Source organism: Brevibacterium sp. LE-L, assembly GCF_050214925.1.
GTDB lineage: Bacteria > Actinomycetota > Actinomycetes > Actinomycetales > Brevibacteriaceae > Brevibacterium.
Genome location: NZ_CP189759.1, coordinates 1,889,907 through 1,915,674, shown reverse-complemented (window position 1 = coordinate 1,915,674; position 25,768 = coordinate 1,889,907). Strand labels below are relative to the sequence as shown.

The window sequence follows — 25,768 nt, the reverse complement described above, 5'->3', positions numbered from 1 at the left end:
ACTGGCTCCTATTTACTATTGGCTTCACCCGGCATCCCTCCGATCAACTTCAAGTACGCGTCTTCCAACGTCGGTCGGTGAACCTCAAGGTCAGTGAGATCGGCTTCGTGCCTGTTCAAGACTTGGCGGACGAATTCAACGGTCTGCTGTGGATCTATATCGTGCTGGTGCAGCTCGTCGGCAACGCGGAAGGAGACTCGATCAGAGCCCACCATTGAACTGGAGACGGCCCCGGTCGAGCCGCGCCTTACAATCGTTCCGTTGACGAGTATGGCGATGCTCTCGGACAGCTCTTCCGCCTCGACAAGATCGTGTGTGGTCAGAATAATGCTCGTGTGCCACTCTCGGGATAGGCGGAGAATCATCTGGCGAAAGTCTCGACGTGCGACCGGGTCGAACCCGACGGTCGGTTCATCAAGGAATAGGAGTTCCGGGTTTCCTATGAGCCCGATTGCGACATCCAATCGGCGGCGTTTGCCACCCGACAAGGCACCCACTCTTTTCCTGCCCTCGGCAGTGAGGCCCACCTGTTCGAGAAGTTCATCCGTGGAGAAAGGGCGCGCGACTTCCGGCGACGAGTACGGCGAGTAGTAGGTGCCCATGTGATGAAGTAGTTCTCGGACTCGCCATCGTCGATGATCACGCCAAGATTGCAGCACGATACCGATTCGTGCGCGCCAGGCATCGTCCGCGAGATCAGGATCCAGACCGAGCACTTCGACGCAACCAGAGGAGCGACGTTTCAATCCGGCGAGCACGGCGATCGTCGTGGTCTTGCCTGCACCGTTCGGTCCGAGAAGAGCGACAACCTCTCCTGCACGGACTTCCAGATCTACGCCGCGGAGTACGTCGACGTTGCCGTATCGCATGCGCAGATCTTTGACGCGGACGACCGGGCGTTCGCTATGATGGGTCATTGGGCGACGAGCGTAGGCCAGTCGGCTACGATTGCACCAGTCTCACTGTGCAGCAAGAACGGGCTCGCTGCGGGGCAGTTACCATCCACAGCGAGCCCGCCTTCCCTCGTTAGACCCGAACGCCTGGTGGTCGGTGTCCAGCATGATCGGTAGTCATGCTGGGCATCGATTGGCTTGTTCGTGCCTGAGGGTTGCTGAAGTGGGCTCAGCCCTCATCCGAAGCTCTCGTTCTGTTCGAGAAACCGTGCGCTGAGGCGGAGACTCTCGGGCAGCTGAGCATTGGCCTCCTCGATCGCGATGGCGAGGCCGAGGTTGGCCGGGCCGAAGCCGACGCCGAGGACATCGATCTCGTCGCCCTGGGCCGTGAGTCTTCCGTTCGCCGCCGAGGACTCGATCGGGGTGACCGGGTCCGGCTTCACGCCGGTCGTCGTATGCATCTGTGTCTGTGCTCCTCTTCGGATCGGTGGCGTTCGTATCGGACGGGCCGCTCGGTGCACCGCGGTCAGCGGGCGGAGACCGGACCCCGCCCAGAGGCGGACAGCTCGACAATATCACCCGAAGTAAGGTTAGGCTTAGATGAACTTCAGATTCACCGACAATCACGATCAACATCGAAGGCCGAACGCTTTGCCGCAACTCCCCACCTGGTTCGAAGCTCCGGAGGAAGCCCCTTCCGAGGAGCTCATCCGCATCCATCCCTCAACCTCGGCGCCCGGCCTCGGGTGGGCGATCATCCGCTCCGCACGATGGTTTGCCCTGGCAGGGGCCGTGCTTCTCGTGCTCTTCAACGTGGCGAACATGCTCCTCCCCGTCGCGCTGGGAAGGACGATCGATGAGGGGATCGCACCTCTGACGAACGGTTCTCCATGGGAGGACACGGTGCCGAGGTTCCTCTTCTGGCTGGGTGCGATCGCCTGCCTCTACGTCGTGATGAATCTCACGTTCAGATTCGGCGGCCGCCTCGGGTGGTACGGGGTGCAGCGCGCTCAGTACGAGCTGTCCGCGAAGATCCTCGACAGGATCCTCGACCCGCGCGGGTTCGGCGATCGTTCTCGGATGCCCGGCGAGCTGCTCGCAGTGACGACCCTGGATGTGCGGCGTGCGTGCTTGGCACTGTACGTGGCGGTGTATCCCATCGGAGAGCTCGTCGGAATCCTCGTCGCTGCCGTGTCGCTGTTCCTCATCCACCCGGCGCTGGGATTCGGCGTGGTCATCGGGGCACCCGCGCTCCTCGTCATCATGTCACTGGCGTCCAGGCCCCTGCAGCGCCGCAGCGTCAGCGAACAGGAGCGCACGGCCGATGCCACAGGAGCGGCGACCGACCTCGTCGCCGGCTATCGCATCCTCGCCGGCATCCACGCCCAGCCGTTCGCCGAGCAGCGGTTCCGCCGACTGAGCCAGGCAGCGCTGCGGGGAACACTGTCCGCCCGCACGGCGCTGAGCGGATTCGAGGGAACGACCACCATCTTCACCGGGCTCTTCGCCGCAGCGGTCACGGCCGGAGCCGCCTTCCTCGCCTTCGGCGGGCAGATCAGCATCGGAGGACTCGTCACGGCCGCCGGTCTGGCGCAGACGATGATGTATCCCCTGCGATCCCTCATCGGTCAGGCCGGAAGCTTCTGGGCCATGGCAATGGCATCGGCGTCTCGCGTGCTCGACCTGCTCCACTCGCCCCACCGCAACGACGCTCTCGGCACCCGCACCGTTCCGCGGCACACAGATGGTCCAGGTGCCGGCCGCGACACCGCGGACACCGCCGCCCGCCCGCCCGAAGTGCGCTTCGATCGGGTGCCACTGCCCGCGGGAGAGTTCTCCGCGACGGTCGGACCGGGCACTTTCGCGGTGCTGGACCTCTCGGCCGCGGATGCGCATGCCCTGTCCGATGCGCTCTCCTACCGCTCGCCCCTCGGCCCCGATTCGCCGTCCTCGTCCATCGCCATCGCCGGGCAGCCGATGGACATCCTCGACCCCGAGGCGGTGCGGAGCATCGTCCTCGCCGCCCCGCACGATGCCGATCTCTTCGAAGGAAGCCTCCTCGACAACGTCCGGGTCGGCGCCGACAGCGCCGCCAGCACTGGCGCCGACGGCGACGACGAGGGGCGCCGTCGGGCGGAGGATGCGCTCGGGACCGCCGGCTGCAGGCCCCTCGTCTCCGAACTCGCCGAGGGCTACGACACAGTCCTGGGCGATTCCGGAATGGGGCTCTCCGGCGGCCAGCGCCAGCGAGTGGCCTTGGCGAGAGCCATCGCCGTCGATCCTCCGGTGCTCGTCCTGCACGAGCCCTGCAACTCCCTCGACCCCGTCACCGAGGCCCAGGTGGCTGCGGACCTCAAGGCTCGGCGGGCCGGCCGGACCACCATCGTGCTCACCTCTTCACCGCTGTTCGCCCAATGCGCGGATCTCCGCATCTCCGGCCGACACACAACACAGAACGAGGAGCGCTCATGACCTCCACTGCGACCGCATCCGCCGGGATGCCGGGGCGCCTCCCGCTCGCCGACGGCAGACAGATGCGCGGCATGCTGCGCTCCCTCAGCGCCGGGCACCGATTCGCACTCCTCGCCGCGGTGGTCTTCCTCATCACCGCCGCCGCGCTCGGCCTGGTGTTCCCGATGGTCGTCGGCTGGATCGTCGACACCGTCTCCACCAGCGACGGGAAGGCGATCCCTACCGTTCTCTGGTGGCAGCTCGGGCTGCTGGTCCTCTCCGTCATCGCCGCGGGTGCGGCGGAGTTCTTCGGGCTGGTCATCATGGCCCGCACGATGGAGACTATGATCGCCGGGATGCGCGAGCGCTACGTCTCGCGAGTTCTGCGCCTGCCGGAGGAGACCGTGGACGCCGCCGGCTCGGGCGATATCGTGTCCCGGGCCTCGAGCGACATCCGGGAGATCTCGGATTCCGTGCCCCGTGTCATCCCCCAGCTCGCCGCGGCGGTATTCACGCTGCTCCTGTCCCTCGGCGGCATGGCGGTCGTCGACTGGAGGTTCGGTGTCACGATACTGGTCGCCATGCCGCTGTACCTGCTCGCCGCACGCTGGTATCTGCGCACGGCACCGCCTGTCTACGCCGCGGAGCGGGCGGCCGAGGGCACCCGCAGCCAGCATGCCCTCGACACCCTCCACGCTCTCCCCACCGTCCGGGCCTATCGCCTGGGATCGGCCCGGATGGCGGGCATCAGACGGAGCACCTGGGAACTGGTGCGATGGGCGATGCGGGCCCGGATCATGCAGAACCGGCTCTTCAGCCGGATCAACCTCGCCGAGGCGATCGGAATGCTGCTCATCCTCGGCTGCGCCTTCTGGGCGACGGCCGCCGGCCACACCACGGTCGGGCAGGCGACCGCGGCGGCCATGCTGTACTTCCGGATCGTGGGGCCGCTCGGGCAGCTGATGTTCGTCATCGACGATCTGCAGTCCGCGCAGGCGTCCTTCGCCCGCGTTGCCGGCGTGATCAACATGCAGCCGCACATCCGATCGGCGGATCGGCAGCAGCCAGACGTCCCCGGGACGACTTCGGCAAGCGCCGAGGCAGCATCCGCCGGCGGAGTCACCGAGTTCGGCGGTCGCGCGGGCGACCGATCGAACTCCACATCTGCGCTGGTCCGGCTCGACGATGTCGGCTTCTCTTATCGTGATGGCCACGATGTCCTCCACGACATCAGCCTGTATGTGCGAGAGGGCGAGCGGATCGCGCTGGTCGGCGCCTCCGGCTCGGGGAAGACCACAGTGGCCAGGCTTGTCGCGGGTCACCGCCAGACCCACAGGGGCACGCTTCGGAGGGCCGTGCCTCGGGACAGCATCGCCTATCTCAGCCAGGAGCATCACGTCTTCGACACCTCCCTGCGCGACAATCTCCTGCTGGCGGCGCCGGAAGCCGATGACGATCTGCTCCACAACGCTCTCAATCGCGTGCACGCCGGGCATCTCGTGGAGACACTGCCCGAGGGCCTCGACACCGTCGTCGGCGAGCATGGGCACCGCCTTACGGCCGCCGAGGCCCAGCTCATCGCCCTGGCGCGGCTGCTGTTGCGCAACCCCGCGCTCGCGATCCTCGACGAGGCGACCGCCGAGGCCGACTCCGAACATGCGCACCGCCTCGATCGTGCCGCCGAGTCGGCCGTCGCGGGCCGCGCGGCGATCGTCATCGCGCATCGTCTCAGTCAAGCAAGGATCTGTGACCGCATCCTCGTCATGGATGCCGGGCGGATCGTCGAGCACGGCACTCACGAGGAGCTCGTCGGCGCCGACGGCCGCTACGCCCAGCTCTGGTCAGCCTGGACGGCCGCTCCAACCCAAGTCTAAGGCCAGCAATCATTTATGATATCTCAGTATCGAGCCACCTCTATCTTCGACGGATGATTCTGCGCGTTGAGATGTCGGTTGATGATTCTGGCGAGGTAACTATTGGAGCAGAAGCAAATCTCACTATCGGTCTTCCCCCACGCCTGCAGTCCGTGTTTTGTGAGTCAGCTGCGCTCCTCACTGCAGTAGCATATTCGCTGCTATGAGAATCCATGGAGATCAAGGCGCTTGTGCAAGGTGCCTGCCATCGACGCATAGTTCGTGAGTCAAGTACTTCACGAAATCGACTCCGTATCCAAAAGGACATCGCTTTCCTGCAACTCATGCTCTGCAGATAACGCCCTTTTCGATTGGTTGATGAATAGACCATCGTCTGCAAAGAGCAACATCAGTTCGTAGGGTAAGTAGTTCTTTCCCAAGACCTTAACCCATGATTCCCTACTTCGATGTCCCACTTTGACCCCTACCACACCATCCGAACCACCGTCCGAAGCAGGATCGATCAGTCACTCTGGTGCATGGTAGCTGCCAACGAGGCCCTACCGATTTGACGCTACGAGGGCCTTTCGGACGAGGCCCACGCCACCCAAGAGCTACGTCTTCGAGGTCGACGACATGGCCGGTCGTTGCCCAGCCGTCGCCCTTGGAAGAGAGATGAAGGCAACGGAGGACTCCCTACGGCTGCCGTCTCCGTGCAACGCCGAGGCGTAGAACCTCGGCCTTCCGGGTAAGCTCTCATTTCAACATCGAGCAGGCTAGCCCCGGGTGACCGTCGCCCTCTACAAAGCTGAGAAGCTACATGTGCACAGGCACAATGGACTGCGCTCACGACTCTAGGAAAGGTTGAAACGCCGGGACCAAACCGGGACCAGAATCATGCATCCCATGCATTGCATGACGTGAAATTGCCGTCGCAGGACCGCAGAAATCCCAGGTCAGAGTAATAAGAGGGCTTGTCGCCCACCTGGGGGTGAAGAGGTCGTGGGTTCAAATCCCGCTAGCCCGACGCCCGAATGTGTCGCGACATCGTTCACTCGATGACGCGGCACATTTTTTCTTTTCCCGCCCGTCTCCTGGCTTTCTGCGGCATCCAATCTGTCGCAAAGCAGCTTTATGCGACTCCGCGCTTCTCACCCACCACTTTTCGTACACCTCATCAGTTTCGAACCCGATGGGATGTACGAAATGTGACAGACGGGCGCACCAAACCTGGTCGGCACGGCAGGCGGGCGCAGCCAACCGGTCGATCCTGCCGCGAATCGTGTGGCCTGCGCGGTCGAGGTCGAAGCTCAGTTTCGGCCGGCCCCGGGTACGTCGAGCCTGCGGGCGAAGACGACGGTGAGCACGCCGACGAGGACGAGCAGCCCGAGGCCCCAGCGCAGTCCTGCCTCGGTGGCGATGACGCCGACCAGTGGACTCGTGCCGAGGTAGCCGACGCGCATCAGCCAGTTCACCAACGTCACTCCCCCGGCCCGTCCCACACCGGGCAACCGTGCAGCCGCCCCGAGGGCACCGGGCACGAGCGTCGCCGAACCGTAGCCGAGCAGTACCATCCCGATGAGCAGCATGACCGGCTCCTGCGCGAACACTGCGCCGATCCCGCCGATGCCGATGAGTCCGCCGCCGATCCGGGCAATCCGTCCGGCACCGAACCGCGTCACCAGGACGTCCCCGCTGAACCGGCCGAGGCACTGGCTGCCGATGACGATGCTGAAGGCGATACCCGCCGAGGCGGCCGGAACGTTCGCGAACTCGACGGCGGCCAGTCCCGCCCAGTTGTTCGCGATGTCTTCCACCGCGGCCCCGCAGATCGCGACGATCGCCAACGGCAATGCTGCGAGAAGGACCGCGCGCTTCGATCGGCCGGCCCGTGACGACGCCTCCGACCACGATTCCTCCGACGACCCGTCCGACTCCTTTCCCCTGCCGGCTTCACCCCTGGCAGCATCTCGCGCACCGGAGTCTTCCCGCGATGCATCGCCCACGGGTCCGTCGGCATCCGAATCGATCACTCGCCGAGGAAACGCGGTGTCGCGGATGAGCCGGCGTCCGATCATTGTGAGGACCACCGCGATGAGGGCGACGACCGCCAACCACGCCCGCATGTCCGCGCCCGAGCTCGCCGCGGCCGTGGCGGCGGCGCCGCTGAGCAGTCCGCCGAGGCTCCACAGCGCGTGCATCGAGGACAGGATCGTGCGTTCGAGCTTCTCCTGCACAGCGATGCCGACGACGTTCTGGGCAACATCGACGATCGCGTCACAGCAGCCCAGCAGCAACAGGCACAGTGCCATCATCACGCCGTTGACCGACCACGCGGTCGCGGCAGCGGCCGCACCGAGGAGCACCGTCCCGCCGATCACGACCCGGTGAGCTCCGAAGCGGGCGATGAGCGCGGCCGGCAGCGCTGAGGACAGCAGCGAGCCCACCGCGAAGCAGGCGACGACGAGTCCGAACTGCCAAGAACTCAATCCCAGCCGTTCGACGAGGAGCGGATACCAGGGCAGAAGCCCGGCGAAGACGGCCCCGTTCCCAGCGAAGTAGAGGCCGACGCCGGCGGCTGCCCGCGGACCGGATCCGTGCCCGCCGCCTACCGGCACACCGGACCCGCCAATCGACGCACCTGTCTCACCTCGTCGAGGCTCATGAGCCGGAGGAGACCTTCGCCCCGCGCAGGTCGCGTCCGGCCTGCCCGAGGATGAGCAGTCCGAGGAGCACGCCCAGCAGAGGCAGCCAGATGCCGTCCGTCATGAAGATGAGCACCATCGAAGCGAGGATCGGCACGAGGCGGCGCAGCGACCACCAGACGTAGCCGCCGAAGCTCGGCATGGCCACATTCGCAGAGTCGGCCACGGACTTGACCATGAAGTTCGGTCCATTGCCGATGTAGGTCACGGCTCCGCCCATGACTGCGCCGAGGGAGACCGCGATGAGCAGGGTCTCGGCGACGCCGGCGACCTGCGGTTCGCCGGGAACCTGAGAGGCCATCTCGAAGAAGGTGACATAGGTCGGCGCATTGTCGAGCACCGAGGACAGCCCGCCGGTGAAGACGAACAGCGAGATCTCGTTGAGCGGTATCTTGTGCGCGACCTGGCTGAGGTACTGCAGCGCCGGCATCATCGTGAGGAAGATGCCGATGAAGAGGGCACCGACTTCGAGGATCGGCGTCCAGGTGAACTTGTTGAGGTTGAATCTTGCGCCCCGGTCGCCGACGAGGAACGACGTGACCGCCGAGCCGAGCATGACGAGCTCGCGCCAGGGCACATAGTCGGCGAACGTCGCGTGCCCGGTTTCGACCGCGTGCATGTCGACCGAGGGGATGAAGGCGACGGCGAGGATGATGATCGCCAGGAAGATCAGACCGCTGGCCCCGCGCAGACCGAGTTTGGTCACGTACTCGGCGTCCTTCGCCAGAGCCTCCTCCGGCTCTCGCGCATACATCTTCGTGTCGAGGGCGAAGTAGCTGATGAGCAGCAAGACGTTGACGAACAGCCAGTACGGCCACAGTCCGAAGGTCCATTCGAACGGCACACCGCGCAGCATGCCGAGGAACAGCGGCGGATCGCCCAGCGGCGTGAGCAGACCGCCGCAGTTCGCGACGATGAAGATCGTATAGATGACCGTGTGGGTCCGGTGTCTGCGGTCCTGGTTCGTGTTGAGGATCGGTCGGATGAGCAGCATCGCCGCACCCGTGGTGCCGATGAAGGAGGCGAGCACACCACCGACGGCGAGGAAGATCGTGTTGTTCCTCGGCGTCGCTTTGATGTCGCCGACGAGGAAGATTCCGCCCGAAGCGACGAACAGACTGCCGATGAGCACGATGAACTGGAAATATTCGAGGAGCGCATCGATGACGGTGGTCGCCTCTCCGCCGATGAGGAACCAGACCGCGATCGGCACGCCGAGGACGAGCGCGACGATGAGTTTGACGAGGTTGCGATCCCAGATCTTCTCAGTAGCCGGGATCAAGGGGAGCACCGCGATGCACCCGAGCAGCAGAACGAACGGAATGATGCTCCACCAGGCCACGACCATCCGCGGACCCTCCTTCTCTTACTGTCGACGAGCGCTCTCGTCCTGTCGACGCTGACAGAGCACCACTCTACTGAACCACGAGACAGGTTCCATCCTCGACTTGCCAGGTGGACGGAAACCTCCCGAGGCCGCTCACCACGGCGATTGCCGGACACGCGCACCTCGCCGAGGCGGCCCACCGTAACCGGGTAAGTACACGACAGCTTCACCGAGGCAGCCCACTCTGACCGTGTCAGTCCGACACATCACCGAGGGCGCCCACACGCCGGTGCGCGACCCGGCACGGGGGCTCAGGCGCCGGTGGGTTCGGTATTCGACGGGTTCGGCCCCGCGTCCGAGCGGGTTCCGGCGGCCGCCTCGGTGGGTTCGGTCGGCTTCTTCAGTCCGATGACCAGACCAATGATGGCCAGGGCGAAGCACACGGCGAGCCCGACGGTGAGGCCGGGAGCTGCCTGATATCCGGCGGCAAGCGCTTTGAAGCCGATGAGTCCGACCGTCGAGTAGATCGTCGCCCACATCGCTCCGCCGACGGCGAGCGCCGGAAGGTACCGCCGGTAGCTCATTCCCGTCGTCCCCGCTGCGAGGTTGAGCACGGTCTGCACACCGATCATGAGGAAGCTCACCGCGATCACCGGAGCGCCGAAGCGTTCGATCATGCCTTCGGCCTTCCGGTACTTCGATCCGGACATGATCTTGTCGACGCGTTCGATCTTGCGGATTCCGGTGCGTGCCAGACGCCCGAGCAGGAAGGTGCCGCCGGCACGGCAGATGATGATGCCGAACATGATCAGCCAGGTGACGGCGATCGGGAATGACCAGTCGAGGGGGTTCATCGGTGGGCGCGTTCCTCCTGCTCGGCATCGACGATTCGGCTCCACCCATCATACCCCTGTTAAGTTAGGTTCCCCTCACCAGACGATCGGTGGAGACCGATCTCACGCGTCGAGGCCGCTGGACCGACAAGCCCCAGACCGCTCAGTGCCCGCTCACCCAGCACCGGACCGCCGGGCAGACAGTCGACCACGGTTCAGACGAGCACGCCTTCGAGGTAGACGGCATTGACCCGGCTCTCGATCCCGCGGACATCGTCCGTGCGCAGATCCCCCTCCACGACGACGAGATCGGCCAGCCCGCCTTCGCCGAGGTGACCCACCCGATCATCGTCGAGCACACGAGCCGCCACCGAGGTCCCGGCGCAGAGGGCTTCGACGGTCGAGAGTCCCACCTCGGCGAGCAGGCTGATCTCTTCGAGGTTCTGCCCGTGTGGGCCGACTCCGGCGTCGGTGCCCAGCGCGATCGGCACCCCGGCCTCATGGGCGCGGGCGATCGAGTTCTGGTGCGTTTCGACGACACGGTGGGCTTTGTCGACGACGGTGGCGGGCAGGCTCGCCCCCGCCTCGGCGGCCTTGATCACTGCCTGCGGGGCCTGCAGGGTCGGGACGAGGTAGGTGCCGTGTTCGAGCATGAGGTCGATGGCTTCGTCGTCGAGGTAGATTCCGTGTTCGATCGATCGGACACCCGCACGCACGGCGGACTTGATTCCCGGCGCGCCCTGGGCATGGGACATGACATGGGCGCCTTGGGCGGCCGCCTCGGCGACGATGACTGCGATCTCGGCTTCGGTGAACTGAGAGTGGCGAGGATCGTCCCGCGGCGAGAGCACCCCACCGGTGGAACAGATCTTGATGTGGTCGGCACCTGCCCGCAGCAGTTCGCGCGTCTTCTTCTGCACGCCTTCGAGCCCGTCGGCGACGCCGGAGGGTCGGCCGGGGTGGGGGCCGAGAAACGGCGATTCGGTTCCGGAGACGAGGTGGAAGTCTCCGTGGCCGCCGGTCTGGGACATGATGTTGACCGCAATCGTCAGCCGCGGCCCACGCACCACGCCTGTCTCCACGGCGACTTTCGCCCCGAGGTCGGTGCCGCCGGCGTCGCGGACCGTGGTCACCCCGCCCTTGAGCGTGGACTCCATATGGGCGACGGAGTTGTAGAACTGCAGCGAGAACGGATCGTGGAAGTTCGAGGACGAGGCCGCCCCCGAGCTCGTCAAGTGGACGTGGCAGTCGATGATTCCCGGGATGATCGTCTGGCCCGTGCAGTCGACGAAGTCATCTGAGGCGTTGTGCGATCCCTGGCCGCCCTCCGTCACCGAGGCGACCCGCCCTCCGTCGAGGACGACGTCCCGGGTGCCGGGCAGGAATCGGGTGCCGTCGAAGACCGTGGCGTGGGACAGAACTGTGACCATAGGCGTGCTCCTCATCATTGAAAACCAACTGGTCGGCCGTGTGCAGCCGATCCTTCACATCTATCACGGACTCCCCCGCCCGTACACAGTGAAGCAGTGAGGCCGTGAAGCTGTGAGGTAGCGAGACCGTGAAGCAGTAAGGCCGTGGGGCGGTGAGGCAGCCAGGAAGCGAGGCAGTGAGACTGTGAGACTGTGAGGCCGTGAGTGATGTTGGCGGTCAGACTCGCACGCGACTGTCTGACACGTCGGGACCACGCTCCGGGCCCGACGTGTAGGGTCAGTCCGTCTTGAGTCGTCGGACGAGGACGTCGGAGCCCCCATTCCGACCGACCGAGACGAAGCCCCGGTCGGTGTAGAGCTTCGCTGCGCCGTTGCCGTCTTCGACGGCGAGGCTCACTGCGGGGTATCCGCTCATCCGCACGAGCGCACACACGGTGTCGACGAGGGCGCCGCCGATCCCCTGCCCTTGGTATTCGGGGAGGACTGCGACGGAGAGCTCGGGGATGTCAGCGGCGACCCAGCCGTACCCGGTGAAGGGCGCAGCATCGTCGGCCGGTGTCAGATCGGCGGACGCCGTCTCGGCACCTTCCCCCTCTGCTTCCGCGGCGGCGGTGTCAGCGGTCTCGTCCTCCACGCTTCCACCGTCAGCCTCGCCCGCGGCACCGGCTGAACCCGCAGCCTCAGCCCCACCTGCGACGTCGGTCTCCCCTCCACCGTCAGCCTCGCCCGCACCGTCAGCCTCACCCGCACCGTCGGCAGCCCCTGTGCCCTCAGCCTCACCCGCACCGGCCGTACTCTCAGCTTCTCCCGCTGCGTCGGTCACGATCTCGCTGGGGACCACCTCGGCGCCGGATTTCCCCAGAGCCGCCGCGAAGTCCCCGCCCACACGTTCGTCGACCTTGCCGACGACGTCGGCGATATCGGCCAAGCGCACCCAAGCGAGCCCGACGATCGGCGAGTCGGTGTCCGCCTCGGCGTGGGCGGCCACGGCGATGTCACCGTCGCGTCCCCAATCGCGGTAGTAGAAGACGGCGTCGCTGCGGTAGCGGAGCTCGTCGATCTCGATGCGCGGCTGGTCCATGGACCAGTTGAAGCACAGGTCGAGGAAGGGCAGGAAGATTTCGTCGTCGGCCCCAGCCGGCAGCGGACGGATCCGTCCGCGCAGCCAGGAGGACCCAGCCTCGGCGGGGGTGGTCTGCGGGTCCTGAGCTTCGTTCTTCCCAGCGGTCATGAGATTCCTTTCTCAACGGCGCGATCGATCCACGCCCGGTTGCGGACTCGCCAACCCAAGGTCACGGCGCGCAGGCCGACGAATCCGATGCAGAATGCGGCCCAGAGTCCCGGCGCGCCCGGCCACAGTGCGACGATCGGAACGAGCAGGATCGCATACCCGACCACAGCGACCAATTGTGCCAGAGCGAGGTAGCGCGCGTCCTCGGCTCCCATGAGAACGCCGTCGAGGACGAAGACGTACCCGGCGATCGGCATGCTCACCGCCAGCACCGGCAGCAGTGCGGTCAGTTCGGTGACCACCTCGGCGTCAGAGGCGAAGGCCCGCGGGATGATGCCGGAGCCGGCGAACAGGATGACGCCGACGACGAGGCCGAAGACGATTCCCCACAGGCACAGTCGCCGGTTGATCGCGGCGACTGCCTCGGCGTTCCTCGCCCCCAGCTCGAGCCCGATCATCGCCTGGCCTGCGATGGCAAGCGAATCGAGGGCGAGAGCGAGAGCGAAGAAGATGCTCTGGGCGACCTGGATCGCGGCGAGTTCCGTGGTGCCCATCGATGTGGCGATGAACACGAGGATGATGAGTGCGGCACGCAGCGAGATGTTGCGGACGAGCAGCCAGCCGGAGGTCTTCGCCGAGGTGAACACGCCCGACCAGTCGGGGCGGACGGTGGCGTGGAGACGCTTGGCCGCACGCACGGAGATGACGATGTAGACGGTGCACATCCCGGCCTGCGCGATGACTGTGCCCATCGCAGAACCCGCCACACCCATATCGAGCCCGTAGATGAACAGCGCGTTGAGGCCGATGTTCGCCACACATCCGACGGCCGCGACGATCAGCGGGGTCTTCGTGTCCTGCAGCCCGCGCAGGAGTCCGGTGGCGGCGATGACGGTGAGCATGAACGGCAGACCCCACCAGGAGATCGCCAGGTAGGAATGCGCCCCCGAGGTGATCGCCGGCCCCGGATCGAAAGCTGCGATCGCGGTGTCCAACAGGGGCAGTCCGATGATGATGAGCAGCACCGAAGTGCACAGGGCGAGCCAGATTCCGTCGAAGCCGGCCGTGATCGCTCCCGCCCGGTCCCCCGATCCCATCCGTTTGGCGACGCGCGGGGTCGTGGCATAGGCGAGGAAGATCATCAGACCGAGGACCGTCTGCAGAATCGTCGAGGCAATCGCCAGTGATCCCAAAGCACCCGCGCCGAGGTGGCCGACCATAGCCGTGTCCGTGAGCAGAAAAATCGGTTCGGCGATCAGGGCTCCGAGTGCGGGGAGGGCCAAACGGAGAATGTTCTTGTCGATCGCTGCCACAGGTCGATTCTAACGAATCGCCCTCGCCGAGAGCCCAAGTGAGCAGTGGAGTGACCGCTGTGTCGGGAATGCAGGTCGGGTGGACGCAGGGTCGGGGACACTGACCGGGCAGCCGTCGGACCGAGCGCAGAGCCTGCTCGGAATCTCGTGTCAGTGGCGAACGATACTGTGGGATGACAAACAACGGAGAGATGAATGGATTTGCAGTCAAGCTATTTGGACGGACTGTTTGTGACTGGCTGTTCTATTTGTAATCAGATAGTAATATTCATCTCTATCTCCTGATCGTATAATTGAGGTAGGGACTTTCCCGACGCTCGACTTCCACAGAGACGTGGAGAGAGGCAGCACCGATGAAGACCATCGGCAACAACGACAGCTCGACATCGATCCTGCCTGCTGCTCCCCCTGCCGACGCGGACGCTCAACTCCTGGCTGAGCACCGCCGGACGCATGGTCGTCGGCTCGAGATCGCCGAAGACAGCGACCTCATTGACTTGCTCCGTGCCTACACCGAAAGCAGTCTCGCTCAGTTCAATTCCCTCATCGCCACCAGCCGAGCGGTCGTCCAAGACGTGGCCTATGTCCTCGGCCTCAAGGCAGGAAAGCCTGACTCTGTCTACGAGTTCGCCCCTTTCACGGAGACCGTCACACGCCACTGCGGTGCCGTGCCCGGGACATCCGCTGGCTGCGCGGAAAGCGCCGCGGAGGATGCTCACGGCAACAGGGCCCTTGCAGGCGGTGGCTCCCCGACCGGCGAGGAGGCGAGCGCACCAGCCGTCGAGGAGTCTTCGTCTCCATCAGCGTCCCCATCGGTTGCGGCGGAACGCTCCCGTGCGTCGGCGCCTTCCGCCGACGCCGGCCGGCGCTCGTTCACGGGTCAGCTCACGGCCGCTGAGACTCTCGCCTGGACGACGGCATTGGCTCAGGTCGAAGCGGAGACCGGCACGAAGTTCGGCACAGGACGAGGACGGAAGAAGAACCGCGCCGCGGGCCGGCACCTGCGTCGTGTGCGCATGTTGGCTCAACAGCTGCTCGACAGCCCCGAACCCCTGCCCGACTTCCCCGGCTTCGACCCGAAGCTCACGTTCTTCACGTGGCTGCGCGGCAACATCGAGATGACGGAGGCCGGCGTGTACTCCAGCCTGCTCGGAGCCACGACGAGCAATTCGCTTCGCCATATGACCTCGGCGATGACATTTGCGCACGGACTGCCGAAGTTCCTGCGCCGCTGCCTCGACGGCGATTTCACCATCGAACACGTCGACTGTGTGACCCGCGCGTGCCGCGATCTCCATTTCGAGCATTTCCCCGCGATCGACAACTTTCTGGCCAGGCGGCGCGCCGATATCACGATCGAGACGTTCAAGCGTTCACTCGCACTCAAGATTGCGGCAACCCAGCCGCCCGACGACACCCTCGAAAGCGTCGCCCTGCGCCGTCGCGTCGACTATTCCGCCGGTGACGACGGAACCGCCTACCTCACCCTGACCGGGCCCGCGCCCGAACTCCAGGCCTGCTACCGGAGACTGGATGCATTCGCGCGTGCCGTCTATAAGAGCAACACCAGTGCCTTCTCCGGCCAGCTGAAGGACGGAGACTGCTTCGATGACGACCGATCGATCTCGGCGCTCATGTTCGACATCCTCACCCGGACGAGACCGCAGATGAAGCTGCGCATCATCAGCACCAACGGGGTTGACGGCAAGTCGACGAATACGGACTTCCCACTCGACGGGCTCCTCTCCGGGATCGACGGCGTCCCTCTGCGTGAGGGCGAGTCTCTGCTCGACCTCATCGAGCGCGTCTTCGATGACATGGACGCCAACGGATACTCCCACCAGACACAGGCGGAGTCCGCCAGAGCCCAGGATGACCCCGTCGCGAGTCGGCCAGAGACCGCCGACCTTTCACAGATCACCCCAGCCCATCGTGCCTTTGAGTCACAGCTCCTCGAAGCCATTCTCAGCAGCCGCACCACCCCGAGCGACAGCACCGGCCCAGCGGCCAACAAACCCGTCGGAGAGGAACTGACCGGCGCTCTCGCTTCCCTCATCGGATCACGCGCCAGCGGGGCACGACCCGCTGGCGAAGACACAGGCGAAGCAGTCGTCGGTTCTCCCGACGCGTTCGGACTGCCGATCCGTCACGAAGGAGCCCGTCGAATCAGCTTCGAGTTCCTCCTGGACATGCCGACGAACGAGTACTGGCTGTCGAATCAGGCACGGACCTTCATCACCGTGCCCATGCTGACCCTGCTCAGCCAGCTCCAAGAGCAATGCGACGGAGACCACGTCGATGCTCACGCCGGCGAGGCCGCTGCTCCCCCACCCTCAGGAGCACCACCAACGTCCGAGCCACCGCCCGAGGGCGCACCACCTGTATCCGAGCCACCACCCACTGGCGCACCATCAACATTCGACCCACCGCCGACCGACTCATCACCAACATTCGAGCTACCGCCCTCCGACGCACCATTGACTTCGGACGAGGTGTGCAATCTCGCTGGAACACTGCCGGACGGATCCCCGATCCCTGCCGATATGGCACGCAGGGTCGCCGGGTACTCCACCACCTGGACTCGCCTGCTCACCGACCCGGCGACCGGCACTCCCGTCGACGCGAAGGCGACGACTTACGCAATCCCCAACAGCATTCGAAGAACACTGGTCGCACAGTTCGTGACCTGCACGTTCCCCGGATGCACTCGGCCCGCCGAGACAACAGAGATCGACCACATCGACCCCTTCAACCACTCTGATCCGAGTCAGGGAGGACTCACCCGGTTCGGGAATCTCCACTGCCTGTGCAAGGTCCACCACCAGCAGAAGACCGACGGAAAGTACGACGTCAGGATGACCGAACCCGGTCATCTGGAATATGTGTTCCGTCGGGGCGCCACCGTTGAAGTCGTCGTTCCAGACAATCCCCTCAACGTTGAGCACGCGCGCCTGTTCCTCGAACGCTTCGGCCGCGGCATGCCCCGAACGAACAAGCCACCCGATCAGGAGAAGCAGCCAGCTCCCGGCGGGAAGTCGCCGTCGTCCAACGAGAAGTCATCGTCAGCGCACGACAAGTCATCGTCGTCGCACGAGAAGCCATTGCCTTCGCCCGATTGCGGTTCTCTGCCGACCCCCGGTGAACGGCGGAGGGCATCGGCTTGCCCCGAGCCGGCTGCCGCCGACGGACAGCCCGGATGGAGAGAAGCCGATCCCCACTCCATTACGAGCTTCCAACCTTCTGCCCCAACCGATCCTGCCGAACGTCGGAGGGGAAGTGAGTCCCCGACCGAACATAGGGCGGGAAGCGAGTCCGGCGACGAGTCCGCCGTTCTCCGCGACTGGTTCTGGGACTCCGGAGAACCACCGCCGTTCTGATACACGGCCACGAGTCCGTACGACACAAGCCGGTGGCATCTGGATCAATCTCAATCCAGATGCCACCGGCTTGTCAGTCCCTCAAACAGTCGACGCTTCAGACTCTCAGCCCTCCAGCGCGTCAACCTTTCAATACATCAGCGCATCATCGGTGCGGCGGACCGCTGTCACATCAGGAAGTCCGGGCAGCGAACCATCGTCACATCAGCGAGTCCGCGCAGCGAACGGCCATTGCATCAGCACAACAACACCTCGGGCCACCAGCGCACAGGGACTTCACCACTTGGGAGCATCAGCTCCTCAGCGGCCCAAGGTTCGAGCACCTCGGCGGATGAAACGTCGTACGAGATCAGCAGACTTCGAACAGTCCGGCTGCACCCTGGCCGCCGCCGATGCACATCGTGACGACGACGTACTTGGCGCCGCGACGACGTCCCTCGATGAGAGCGTGCCCGACGAGACGGGCACCCGTCATGCCATAGGGGTGACCGACGGAGATGCCGCCGCCATCGACGTTGTACTTCTCCGGGTCGATGCCGAGACGATCGCGGCAATACAGCGCCTGCACAGCGAATGCCTCGTTGAGCTCCCACAGATCGATGTCATCGATAGACAGACCGTGCGTCTTCAGCAGCTTCGGGATCGCGAAGACCGGGCCGATGCCCATTTCGTCCGGCGCGCAACCGGCCACAGCCATACCGCGGTAGATACCCATCGGCTCGAGTCCGCGCCGACTTGCCTCCTCGCTGGACATGACCACCGAGGCTGAAGCACCATCGGAGAGCTGAGAGGCGTTTCCGGCCGTGATACTCGGAACCTTCGATGCCACACCGGGTTCGAGCACCGGATTGAGACCGGCCAGGCTCTCCAGCGTCGTCGAAGGACGATTGCCCTCGTCGGCTGTGAGGAGGACCTCCTGTCGCGAAGTCTCCTTCGTCTCCTTATCGACAACGACTTTCGTCGTCGGCAGAGGCACGATCTCTTCGTCGAAACGGCCGGCTTCCTGACCGGCAGCAGTGCGCTGCTGCGAGGACAGCGAATACTCGTCCTGAGCTTCACGGCTGACGCCGTAGCGCTCAGCAACCACCTCGGCGGTGGCCAGCATCGGGTAGTAGATGCCGGGAACATTCTCTTCGAGCCACGGATCCTTCGCCCTGAACATGTTCATCTTGTCGTTCTGGACCAACGACACCGATTCCACGCCACCGCCCACGACGATCTCCTGACCATCGAAGAGCACCTGCTTCGCAGCAGTGGCGATGCCCATCAGACCCGACGAGCACTGCCGATCGATCGACATCCCCGGGACCGTCACGGGCAGACCCGCGCGCAACGCTGCCTGGCGGGCCACGTTCGTGCTCTGGCTGCCCTGCTGGAGCGCGGCGCCGAAGACGACGTCCTCGACCTCACCGCCTTCCAGACCTGCCCGCTCAACGGCATGCTTGATCGCATGTCCGGCAAGCTCCTGGGCCTGAGTGTCGTTGAATGCACCGCGGTAGGCCTTGCCGATCGGCGTGCGCGCGGTCGAGACTATGACTGCTTCTCTCATGGATCTAACCTTTCGAAGATGTCGAACATCGCGTCATGAGTTCATGGATGGTGCTGGCCTGCGAGAACTGCTGCCCGCCAGCAGGCACTGACGTGCGGGATCCGCTTCCCGCAAACAGGTGCTCACGGTCAGTCCTTCGGCCCACCGGCAACGTAGATGACCTGACCGGAGACGAATCCGGCGCCTTCTGAGGCGAGGAACGATGCCGTGTGGGCGATGTCCTCGGGCTTGCCGGAGCGCGCAACCGGGATGCCTTCGACAGAGGCCTTGACGAAGTCGTCGAAGTCCATGCCCACGCGCTCGGCCGTGGCCTTCGTCATGTCGGTTTCGATGAAGCCGGGGGCGATGGCATTCGCGGTGACGCCGAACTTGCCGAGCTCGATGGCCCAGGTCTTCGTGATGCCCTGGATTCCGGCCTTCGCGGCCGAGTAGTTCGTCTGCCCGCGGTTGCCCTGCGCCGAAGTCGACGACATCGAGATGATGCGCCCGAACTTCTCTTCGACCATGTACGACTGGACGGCCTTGGCCATGAGGAAAGCTCCGCCGAGGTGGACGGAGAGGACCTTGTTGAACTCCTCATACGACATCTTGAACAGCAGGTTGTCGCGCAGGATCCCGGCGTTGTTGACCAGAACGGTGGGCGCACCGAGGGTGTCAGCGACCTGCTTGACGGCTGCGTTGACCGAGTCCTCGTCGGAGACATCGGCTTCGAGCCCGAGGGCTTCCCCTCCGTCGGCCTTGATTGCTGCGACGGTGTCGTCTGTCGGCCCCATGTCGAGGACGGCGACCTTGAGTCCGTCGGCGCCGAGCCGCTTGGCGATTGCCGCGCCGATGCCGCGTCCGCCTCCGGTGACGATAGCTGTACGAGTCATATTCGTGCTCCTCAGAATAGTGGTCTCAGATATCAATGTCGTATCGCGCGATCACGAGCTGTCACCCTCCGCTGCAGTGCCGATGTGACCGGGGTCTCTTGCGCAACCGCTTTCACTCTAGACCATTTCTCGTCGCTGAACGATTGATTGCTCAAAGTGTGGGCATATCAGCGCGATAGCAGAGCCGCACAGGCGGCGCGAGCGCCCCGGATTCGGCTCCGCACCACGCCTCACCTCGCCTTTTACGGAAACAAGGCGACGAATCTGATTGATTATCGAACGTTCAAAAATCTCGTCGAAAATCATTGACTTCGCCGGATTGTTTTGGGAAGGTTCAAATCAGTCGCTGTCGATCTCATCTCGACGGCGCCTTCCGAGAACCGTCACAGAAGACACCTCGGACACTGTGTGGAGCGTCCTCGCTCCGGGAGCTTTTCAAAGGAGAAAAGATGCACTCTGTCTCGCGAAACCGCAGTCGAAGACTATTGGCCGCCGCAGTCGTGGGCGCATTCGCATTGTCGCTGAGCGCCTGTGGAGGTGGAGGTTCGGGAGAAGGCGACACAGTCGTCATCGGCTACACCGGACCGCTCAGCGGTGGAGGCGCAGCATACGGAGAGAACGTCCAGATCGGCCTCGAAATGGCCATCGACGACCTCAACTCCGACGGAGTCGAAGTCGACGGCAAGCCCGTCACTCTGGAGCTGAAGGCCCTCGACGACAAATACGCACCAGCCACGGCGGCAAGCAATGCCCAGCGCCTGGCCGATCAGGACAAAGCACCGGTCGTCGTCTCCCCCAACGCCGGTGCGATCAAAGCGATCCAGCAGATCAACAGCGGCAGATCGAACTTCCTCATCTCCGCGTACACCTCGGATCCGGCGATCGTGCAATCGGACAATCCATTGACGATGATGATCCCTCCGAACTTCGAGTCCTACGCCGATGAGTTCACCGAAACCGCCATGGAACATGGCGGGAAGAAGCTCACACTGCTGGGAACGCAGAGCGAATACGGTCAGCAGTGGACCGAGTCGATCACCGAATCGTGGAGCGCCGCCGGCGGAGAGATCGGCAAGGACAACAGCATCGACTACGCCACGGTCTCCGACTTCGCCGGACCCGTCTCCAAGGCACTGGCAGAGAAGCCCGATGCGATCTTCGTCGGCGGACCCTCTCAGCCGACCGCTCTGATCATGGAGGAAGCACGCAAGCAGGGCTTCAAGGGCAGCTTCCTCGTCATGGATCAGGCCAAACTCGACGAGATGGCGACCGTGACGAAGCTCGACAATCTCAAGAACTCCGTCGGAGTCCTGCCTGTCGCCGAATACGAAGACCCGGGCACAGAGGACTTCCTCAAGAAGTTCGCCGACAAAGCCGGGGACAAGAAGGTGGCCACCAGCGAAACGGCGCTGAACTACCAAGGCATCGCCATCATCGCCAAGGCGATGGAAGTCTCGGGCAGCACCGACGATCCGGAGAAGATTCGCGAAGCCATCACGGACGCGCTTCCGGAAGTCGACGACCGGTACAAGGTCAACGGGTTCCCTGAGGAGATCACCGACGAAGGGCATCTGGTCAACCCGAACCTCGAGGCGACCTTCCTGGATGACGACGGCAAGTACACGAAGATCCCGATCGAACAGGTCTCGGACAACAAGTAACTTCCGTCTGCGGCACGACAGTGGGTGAGGCGCCACGACGGCGCCTCACCCGAGCCGCCCTCATGCCTGCAGAGGACCAGAATCATCATGACTCTCTTCATCCAACAACTCTTCAACGGCCTCGCACTCGGCGGTGTCTACTGTCTGGCTGCGATCGGTCTGACCCTGGTGTTCGGCGTCCTGCGCATTCCGAACCTGGCGCATGGTTCGCTGTACATGCTCGGCGCCTACATCACGTACTTCTTCCTCACGACCATCGGCGTCCCCTACATCGCGGCGATCGGAATGGCCGCGATCATCCTCTTCGTCCTCGGCGTCGGTCTCGAACGTCTGGTCTTCCACCCGCTTCGGAACTCTCCGCACACTCACCACATGATCGCGGCCGTCGGTGCGATGTTCTTCTTCCAAGCCCTCGCACAAGCGATCTGGGGCGCGGATTTCCGCCGGATGGACACACCGATCACCGGCGAACTGCGAGTCCTCGGCGCCGAGATCTCCGCCCAGCGCATCGTCATCATCATCACTGCGGTGATCGTGTTGGCCCTGCTGGCCTGGTTCATCAAACGCTCCATCCACGGACAGACGATCGAAGCGATCGAACAGGATCGCATCGGCGCCTCCCTGGTCGGAATCAACCCGTCCATGGTGTCGATGCTGACTTTGGGGCTCTCGGCCCTCCTGGCCACGATCGCGGCAGGACTGGTCGCACCGATCAACCTGCTCTCCCCCACGATGGGCGATGCCCTCAACCTCAAGGTCTTCGCCATCATCATCCTCGGCGGGCTCGGGTCCCTGCCCGGTGCGATCCTCGGCGGTTTCGTCCTGGCGATCGCCGAGACGATGACCGCCACCTATGTGTCCTCGGCATTCGGTGACACCGTGGCCTTCATCGTTCTCGTGGCCGTGTTGGCCATCAAACCCAATGGACTCTTCACGAAGGCGGTGCAGCGATGAACGCATTGAAGAACCCGAGAATCATCGGCACATTCGCCCTCGTCGTCCTCATCGCTGCGGCTCCGCTCTTCTTCGCACACGAGAACTACGCCATGCGAGTCATCACCGTCGGAATGTGCGCGGCGATCGCGGTCTACGGACTCAACATCATCCTCGGCTTCACGGGACAGCTGTCCCTGGCGCAGGGCGGCTTCTTCGGAATCGGCGCCTACGGCGTCGGACTGCTCACCACCGACTACGACTGGTCGTTCTGGTCTGCTTTCGCCGTCTCCGTGATCGGCACCGCCGTCATCGGATACCTGTGCGGGCTCATCGCACTGCGCACGAAAGACGAATACTTCGCCATCTTCACCATGGCCATCGGCTTCATCATCTTCCTGGTCATCAGCCGGTGGGAATCTGTCACCCATGCGCACTCGGGAGTCAACAATGTGAAGTTCCCCGAAGGAGGCGGCCTCGTCGACTTCGGTTCGCCGGTGGCAATGTTCTACCTCGTCTTCGTCATCCTGCTCATCTGCGTCTACATCACCTACGCAGTTCGCCGCTCGAGTGTGGGCCGGACCCTGCTCACGATCAGAACCAGCGAAGACCTCGCCGACGCCATCGGAGTGCGAGTCGGCTTCAGCAAGCAGCTGGCCTTCGCCGCCTCCGCGGTCTTCGGCGGCATCGGCGGCGGCCTGTACGCCACCGTCGTCGGCTTCATCGGCCCGGATTCCGCGTCCCTGGACAAGACCTTCGAATTCCTCATGTTCATCCTCGTCGGAGGCATGGGTACGGTCGCAGGACCGCTCTTGGGCAGCATGATCGTGACATTCCTGTTCGAGCTGTTCCAGGACTTCCAGGCCTACCGCTTCATCGTCTTGGGACCGATCATCGTCGCACTCGTGATCTTCGCACCCAGGGGAATCATCGGCTACCTCGGCGGGTTCGTCGACAAACGCAATCGTCGACGGCGAGTTGCCGCCGCCCGCCGAAGCGCGGAAGCCGCTGAGTCAGCGAACCGAGGTGGCCCGTCCGGACACGACGACGCGGCAGATTCCCATGTCACCCGTTCCGGCGGCCCGGCCGCTCCCGAGGAGAAGAAATGACCCTGTTGGAAATACGTGGCCTCGGCAAACGCTTCGGCGGACTCGATGCGGTCAAGGACGTGGACCTGGACGTCGAAGAGGGACGGATCACCGCGGTGATCGGCCCCAACGGTGCCGGCAAATCGACCCTGTTCAACCTCGTTCACGGCTTCTACCGGCCGACGTCCGGCAGCATCCGCTTCAAGGACGAGGACATCACCCACTCCTCGCCGCACAATACGGTGGCCGGAGGAATCGCACGCACCTTTCAGACCACGAACCTGTTCGATGACAGCACCCTGTTGGAAAACGTGCTGGCAGGTCGGATCGTGCGTTCGAAGTCCACCATCTTCGACGCTGTCTTCCACACTCCGCGGCACCGCCGGGAGTCTCGGATCAATGAAGACCGTGCCATGGAGGCTCTCGAGTACTGCGGGGTGGCGGAATACCGGCACGATCTGGCCTCCAATGTTCCGCAAGAGGTGCAGAAGCGCACCGCCGTCGCCATGGCCTTGGCGACCGAACCGGAGCTGATTCTCCTTGATGAGCCCGCCGGCGGCATCCCCGAGGAGGAGACCGCGGACTTCGGCAACCTCATCCGTTCGCTGCCCCAGCGTGGGGTCTCGGTCCTCCTCGTCGAACACAAGATGACGATGATCATGGATCTCGCGGACACGATCCTCGTCCTCGACCACGGGCAGAAGCTCGCCTTCGGCGTGCCTTCCGAGATCCAGTCGAATCCGGACGTCATCCATGCGTATCTCGGTTCGACGCCCCAGGATCCGACGGACCAGAAGGAGAAGTGATGCTCACACTCGACAATGTCAGCACCGGCTACGATGCCACCGACGTCCTCCACGGCGTGAGCATCACCGCGCGGGCGGGCGAACTCACCGTCATCCTCGGCGCGAACGGTTCGGGAAAGACCACGCTGTTCAGAACCATCAGCGGACTCATGCGCGTGCGGACGGGAACGATCGACTACGAGGGCCGGAAACTCCACCGAGCCCGCGCCAACGCCATCGTCAAGTCCGGAATCGCACACTGCCCCGAGGGACGTCATCTGTTCGGGAAGATGTCGGTGGAGAAGAACCTGCGGCTGGGGTCGTACCCGCACAGGAACAGTTCCCGCACCGAGGAGATCTATGCGGAGGTTCTCGACCTGTTCCCGATCCTCAAGGAGAAGGCGAAGCAGCCGGCCGGCTCGCTGTCGGGCGGACAGCAGCAGATGGTGGCGATCGGTCGGGCGCTGATGTCGGATCCGAGCCTGCTGATCCTCGACGAACCGTCAATGGGTCTGGCACCGATCGTCGTCGAACAGGTCCTCGAATCCGTCGCACAGATCAATCGCAACGGCATCGGCGTCCTGCTCAGCGAGCAGAATGCGAAGGCGTCGCTGGCGATCGCCCATCGCGGCTATGTCCTCGCTGAAGGTCGGATCGTGCTCGCCGATGATGCCTCTCGGCTGCTTGACAATCCGGACGTCCAGGCAGCCTATCTGGGTCTCTGACGCGCTCCGAGACGCAGCTGATGCCTCGCCGAGGCGCAACCACCACCTCGGCGAGGCATCATCCGTTCTGATTGTCGGTCGGTTATGCGTGCACGTGCACGCGTTCGTCATTCCTCGAGGAAGCGGGAGACGTCTCCGGCTCCGACCCGGGCGACCTCGGGGAACCGGCCGGTGAAGTCGATGACCGAGGTCGGCACGACTCCGGGCACGCCGGATTCGATGACGATGTCGACGTCGTTGCCCAGTTGGTCCACGACATCCTCGGCGTGGGTGAGCGGATCCTCATCGCCGGGCAGCAGCAGAGTCGACGACAGGATCGGCTCGCCCATCGCTTCGACGAGAGCCAGCGCGGTGACGTTCTGCGGAATCCGCGCCCCGACCGAATGCTTCTTCGGATGCATCATCCGCCGCGGCACTTCCTTCGTCGCCTTCATGATGAAGGTGAACGGCCCCGGCGTCATTGATTTGATCGCCCGGAAATCCGAGTTGTCGACGATGACGAACTGTCCCAGTTGGGCGAAATCATGGCACATGAGCGTGAAGTGGTGCTTCGAGCCCAGCTGCCGGATGCGGGTGATCCGCTCGATGCCGTCCTTGTTGTCCAGGGCGCAGCCCAGCGCGTAGCAGGAGTCCGTGGGGTAGGCGATGAGCCCACCATTTCTCAGGGACTCGGCGGCCTTCTCGATCAGTCGGTCCTGTGGGTTCTCCGGATGGATATTCAGTAGTGTCGCCATACTTCATG

The 25,768-nt window shown here is 64.2% G+C and carries 19 protein-coding genes; 8 read left to right on the top strand and 11 right to left on the bottom strand.

From position 1 onward, the window contains the following. Positions 1-8 precede the first annotated feature (8 nt). Positions 9-917, bottom strand: a complete 909-nt coding sequence (locus ACQE2J_RS08545) for an ABC transporter ATP-binding protein (RefSeq protein WP_425120377.1) — start codon at positions 915-917, stop codon at positions 9-11. 212 nt (positions 918-1,129) lie between these two features. Next, positions 1,130-1,354, bottom strand: coding sequence for a SidA/IucD/PvdA family monooxygenase (locus ACQE2J_RS08540; RefSeq protein ID WP_425120376.1), 225 nt, complete (start codon positions 1,352-1,354; stop codon positions 1,130-1,132). Positions 1,355-1,544: 190 nt separating this feature from the next. Between ACQE2J_RS08540 and ACQE2J_RS08535 the strand changes: the two genes are divergently transcribed. Both ACQE2J_RS08535 and ACQE2J_RS08530 read left to right on the top strand, forming a co-directional pair. Next, positions 1,545-3,365 carry an ABC transporter transmembrane domain-containing protein gene (locus tag ACQE2J_RS08535; protein WP_205676887.1) on the top strand — a complete coding sequence of 607 codons (1,821 nt, stop codon included), beginning with the start codon at positions 1,545-1,547 and terminating at the stop codon, positions 3,363-3,365. Then, positions 3,362-5,218 (top strand): ABC transporter ATP-binding protein, encoded by a 1,857-nt coding sequence (locus ACQE2J_RS08530; protein WP_205676888.1) that lies wholly within the window; start codon positions 3,362-3,364, stop codon positions 5,216-5,218. The genes ACQE2J_RS08535 and ACQE2J_RS08530 overlap by 4 nt, the downstream gene beginning before the upstream one ends. Before the next feature lie 1,289 nt (positions 5,219-6,507). Here ACQE2J_RS08530 and ACQE2J_RS08525 read toward each other — a convergent pair. The 6 genes from ACQE2J_RS08525 to ACQE2J_RS08500 all read right to left on the bottom strand — a co-directional run bounded on the left by ACQE2J_RS08525 (position 6,508) and on the right by ACQE2J_RS08500 (position 14,036). Next, positions 6,508-7,815, bottom strand: a complete 1,308-nt coding sequence (locus ACQE2J_RS08525) for an MFS transporter (protein WP_425120375.1) — start codon at positions 7,813-7,815, stop codon at positions 6,508-6,510. 43 nt (positions 7,816-7,858) lie between these two features. After that, positions 7,859-9,250, bottom strand: coding sequence for a sodium:proton antiporter (locus ACQE2J_RS08520; protein ID WP_135542002.1), 1,392 nt, complete (start codon positions 9,248-9,250; stop codon positions 7,859-7,861). A 290-nt stretch (positions 9,251-9,540) separates the two neighbouring features. Continuing rightward, positions 9,541-10,083: a DedA family protein gene (locus ACQE2J_RS08515; protein ID WP_135542004.1), complete on the bottom strand. Its 543-nt coding sequence runs from the start codon at positions 10,081-10,083 to the stop codon at positions 9,541-9,543. Between the two features lie 194 nt (positions 10,084-10,277). Continuing rightward, entirely contained in the window at positions 10,278-11,492 is a 1,215-nt protein-coding gene (locus tag ACQE2J_RS08510) for an amidohydrolase family protein (RefSeq protein WP_426937450.1), read from the bottom strand. A gap of 277 nt (positions 11,493-11,769) precedes the next feature. Further along, complete coding sequence (locus ACQE2J_RS08505; RefSeq protein WP_426937449.1) at positions 11,770-12,723, bottom strand: GNAT family N-acetyltransferase; 954 nt, start codon at positions 12,721-12,723, stop codon at positions 11,770-11,772. Next, positions 12,720-14,036 (bottom strand): MATE family efflux transporter, encoded by a 1,317-nt coding sequence (locus ACQE2J_RS08500; protein ID WP_135542007.1) that lies wholly within the window; start codon positions 14,034-14,036, stop codon positions 12,720-12,722. The genes ACQE2J_RS08505 and ACQE2J_RS08500 overlap by 4 nt, the downstream gene beginning before the upstream one ends. Positions 14,037-14,389: 353 nt before the next feature. On the opposite strand from ACQE2J_RS08500, the gene ACQE2J_RS08495 reads away from it, so the two are divergent. Continuing rightward, positions 14,390-17,413: an HNH endonuclease signature motif containing protein gene (locus ACQE2J_RS08495; RefSeq protein WP_240690051.1), complete on the top strand. Its 3,024-nt coding sequence runs from the start codon at positions 14,390-14,392 to the stop codon at positions 17,411-17,413. A gap of 349 nt (positions 17,414-17,762) precedes the next feature. Here ACQE2J_RS08495 and ACQE2J_RS08490 read toward each other — a convergent pair whose 3' ends face one another. Next, entirely contained in the window at positions 17,763-18,962 is a 1,200-nt protein-coding gene (locus ACQE2J_RS08490) for an acetyl-CoA C-acyltransferase (RefSeq protein WP_135542009.1), read from the bottom strand. A gap of 128 nt (positions 18,963-19,090) precedes the next feature. Then, complete coding sequence (locus tag ACQE2J_RS08485; protein WP_135542011.1) at positions 19,091-19,834, bottom strand: SDR family oxidoreductase; 744 nt, start codon at positions 19,832-19,834, stop codon at positions 19,091-19,093. Between the two features lie 449 nt (positions 19,835-20,283). On the opposite strand from ACQE2J_RS08485, the gene ACQE2J_RS08480 reads away from it, so the two are divergent. From ACQE2J_RS08480 to ACQE2J_RS08460, 5 genes are all read left to right on the top strand, one after another. Continuing rightward, positions 20,284-21,495: an ABC transporter substrate-binding protein gene (locus ACQE2J_RS08480; protein ID WP_135542013.1), complete on the top strand. Its 1,212-nt coding sequence runs from the start codon at positions 20,284-20,286 to the stop codon at positions 21,493-21,495. 87 nt (positions 21,496-21,582) lie between these two features. Further along, a complete protein-coding gene (locus tag ACQE2J_RS08475) occupies positions 21,583-22,449 on the top strand; it encodes a branched-chain amino acid ABC transporter permease (RefSeq protein ID WP_135542015.1) in 867 nt (288 codons plus the stop codon). Further along, a complete protein-coding gene (locus ACQE2J_RS08470) occupies positions 22,446-23,537 on the top strand; it encodes a branched-chain amino acid ABC transporter permease (protein WP_135542017.1) in 1,092 nt (363 codons plus the stop codon). The genes ACQE2J_RS08475 and ACQE2J_RS08470 overlap by 4 nt, the downstream gene beginning before the upstream one ends. After that, positions 23,534-24,322, top strand: a complete 789-nt coding sequence (locus tag ACQE2J_RS08465) for an ABC transporter ATP-binding protein (protein ID WP_135542019.1) — start codon at positions 23,534-23,536, stop codon at positions 24,320-24,322. Before ACQE2J_RS08470 ends, ACQE2J_RS08465 begins: the two co-directional genes overlap by 4 nt. Next, positions 24,322-25,026 carry an ABC transporter ATP-binding protein gene (locus ACQE2J_RS08460; protein ID WP_135542021.1) on the top strand — a complete coding sequence of 235 codons (705 nt, stop codon included), beginning with the start codon at positions 24,322-24,324 and terminating at the stop codon, positions 25,024-25,026. Before ACQE2J_RS08465 ends, ACQE2J_RS08460 begins: the two co-directional genes overlap by 1 nt. Positions 25,027-25,133: 107 nt before the next feature. On the opposite strand, the gene ACQE2J_RS08455 is transcribed toward ACQE2J_RS08460, so the two are convergent. Continuing rightward, positions 25,134-25,760: an L-threonylcarbamoyladenylate synthase gene (locus ACQE2J_RS08455; RefSeq protein ID WP_135542023.1), complete on the bottom strand. Its 627-nt coding sequence runs from the start codon at positions 25,758-25,760 to the stop codon at positions 25,134-25,136. Between the last annotated feature and the right edge of the window lie 8 nt (positions 25,761-25,768).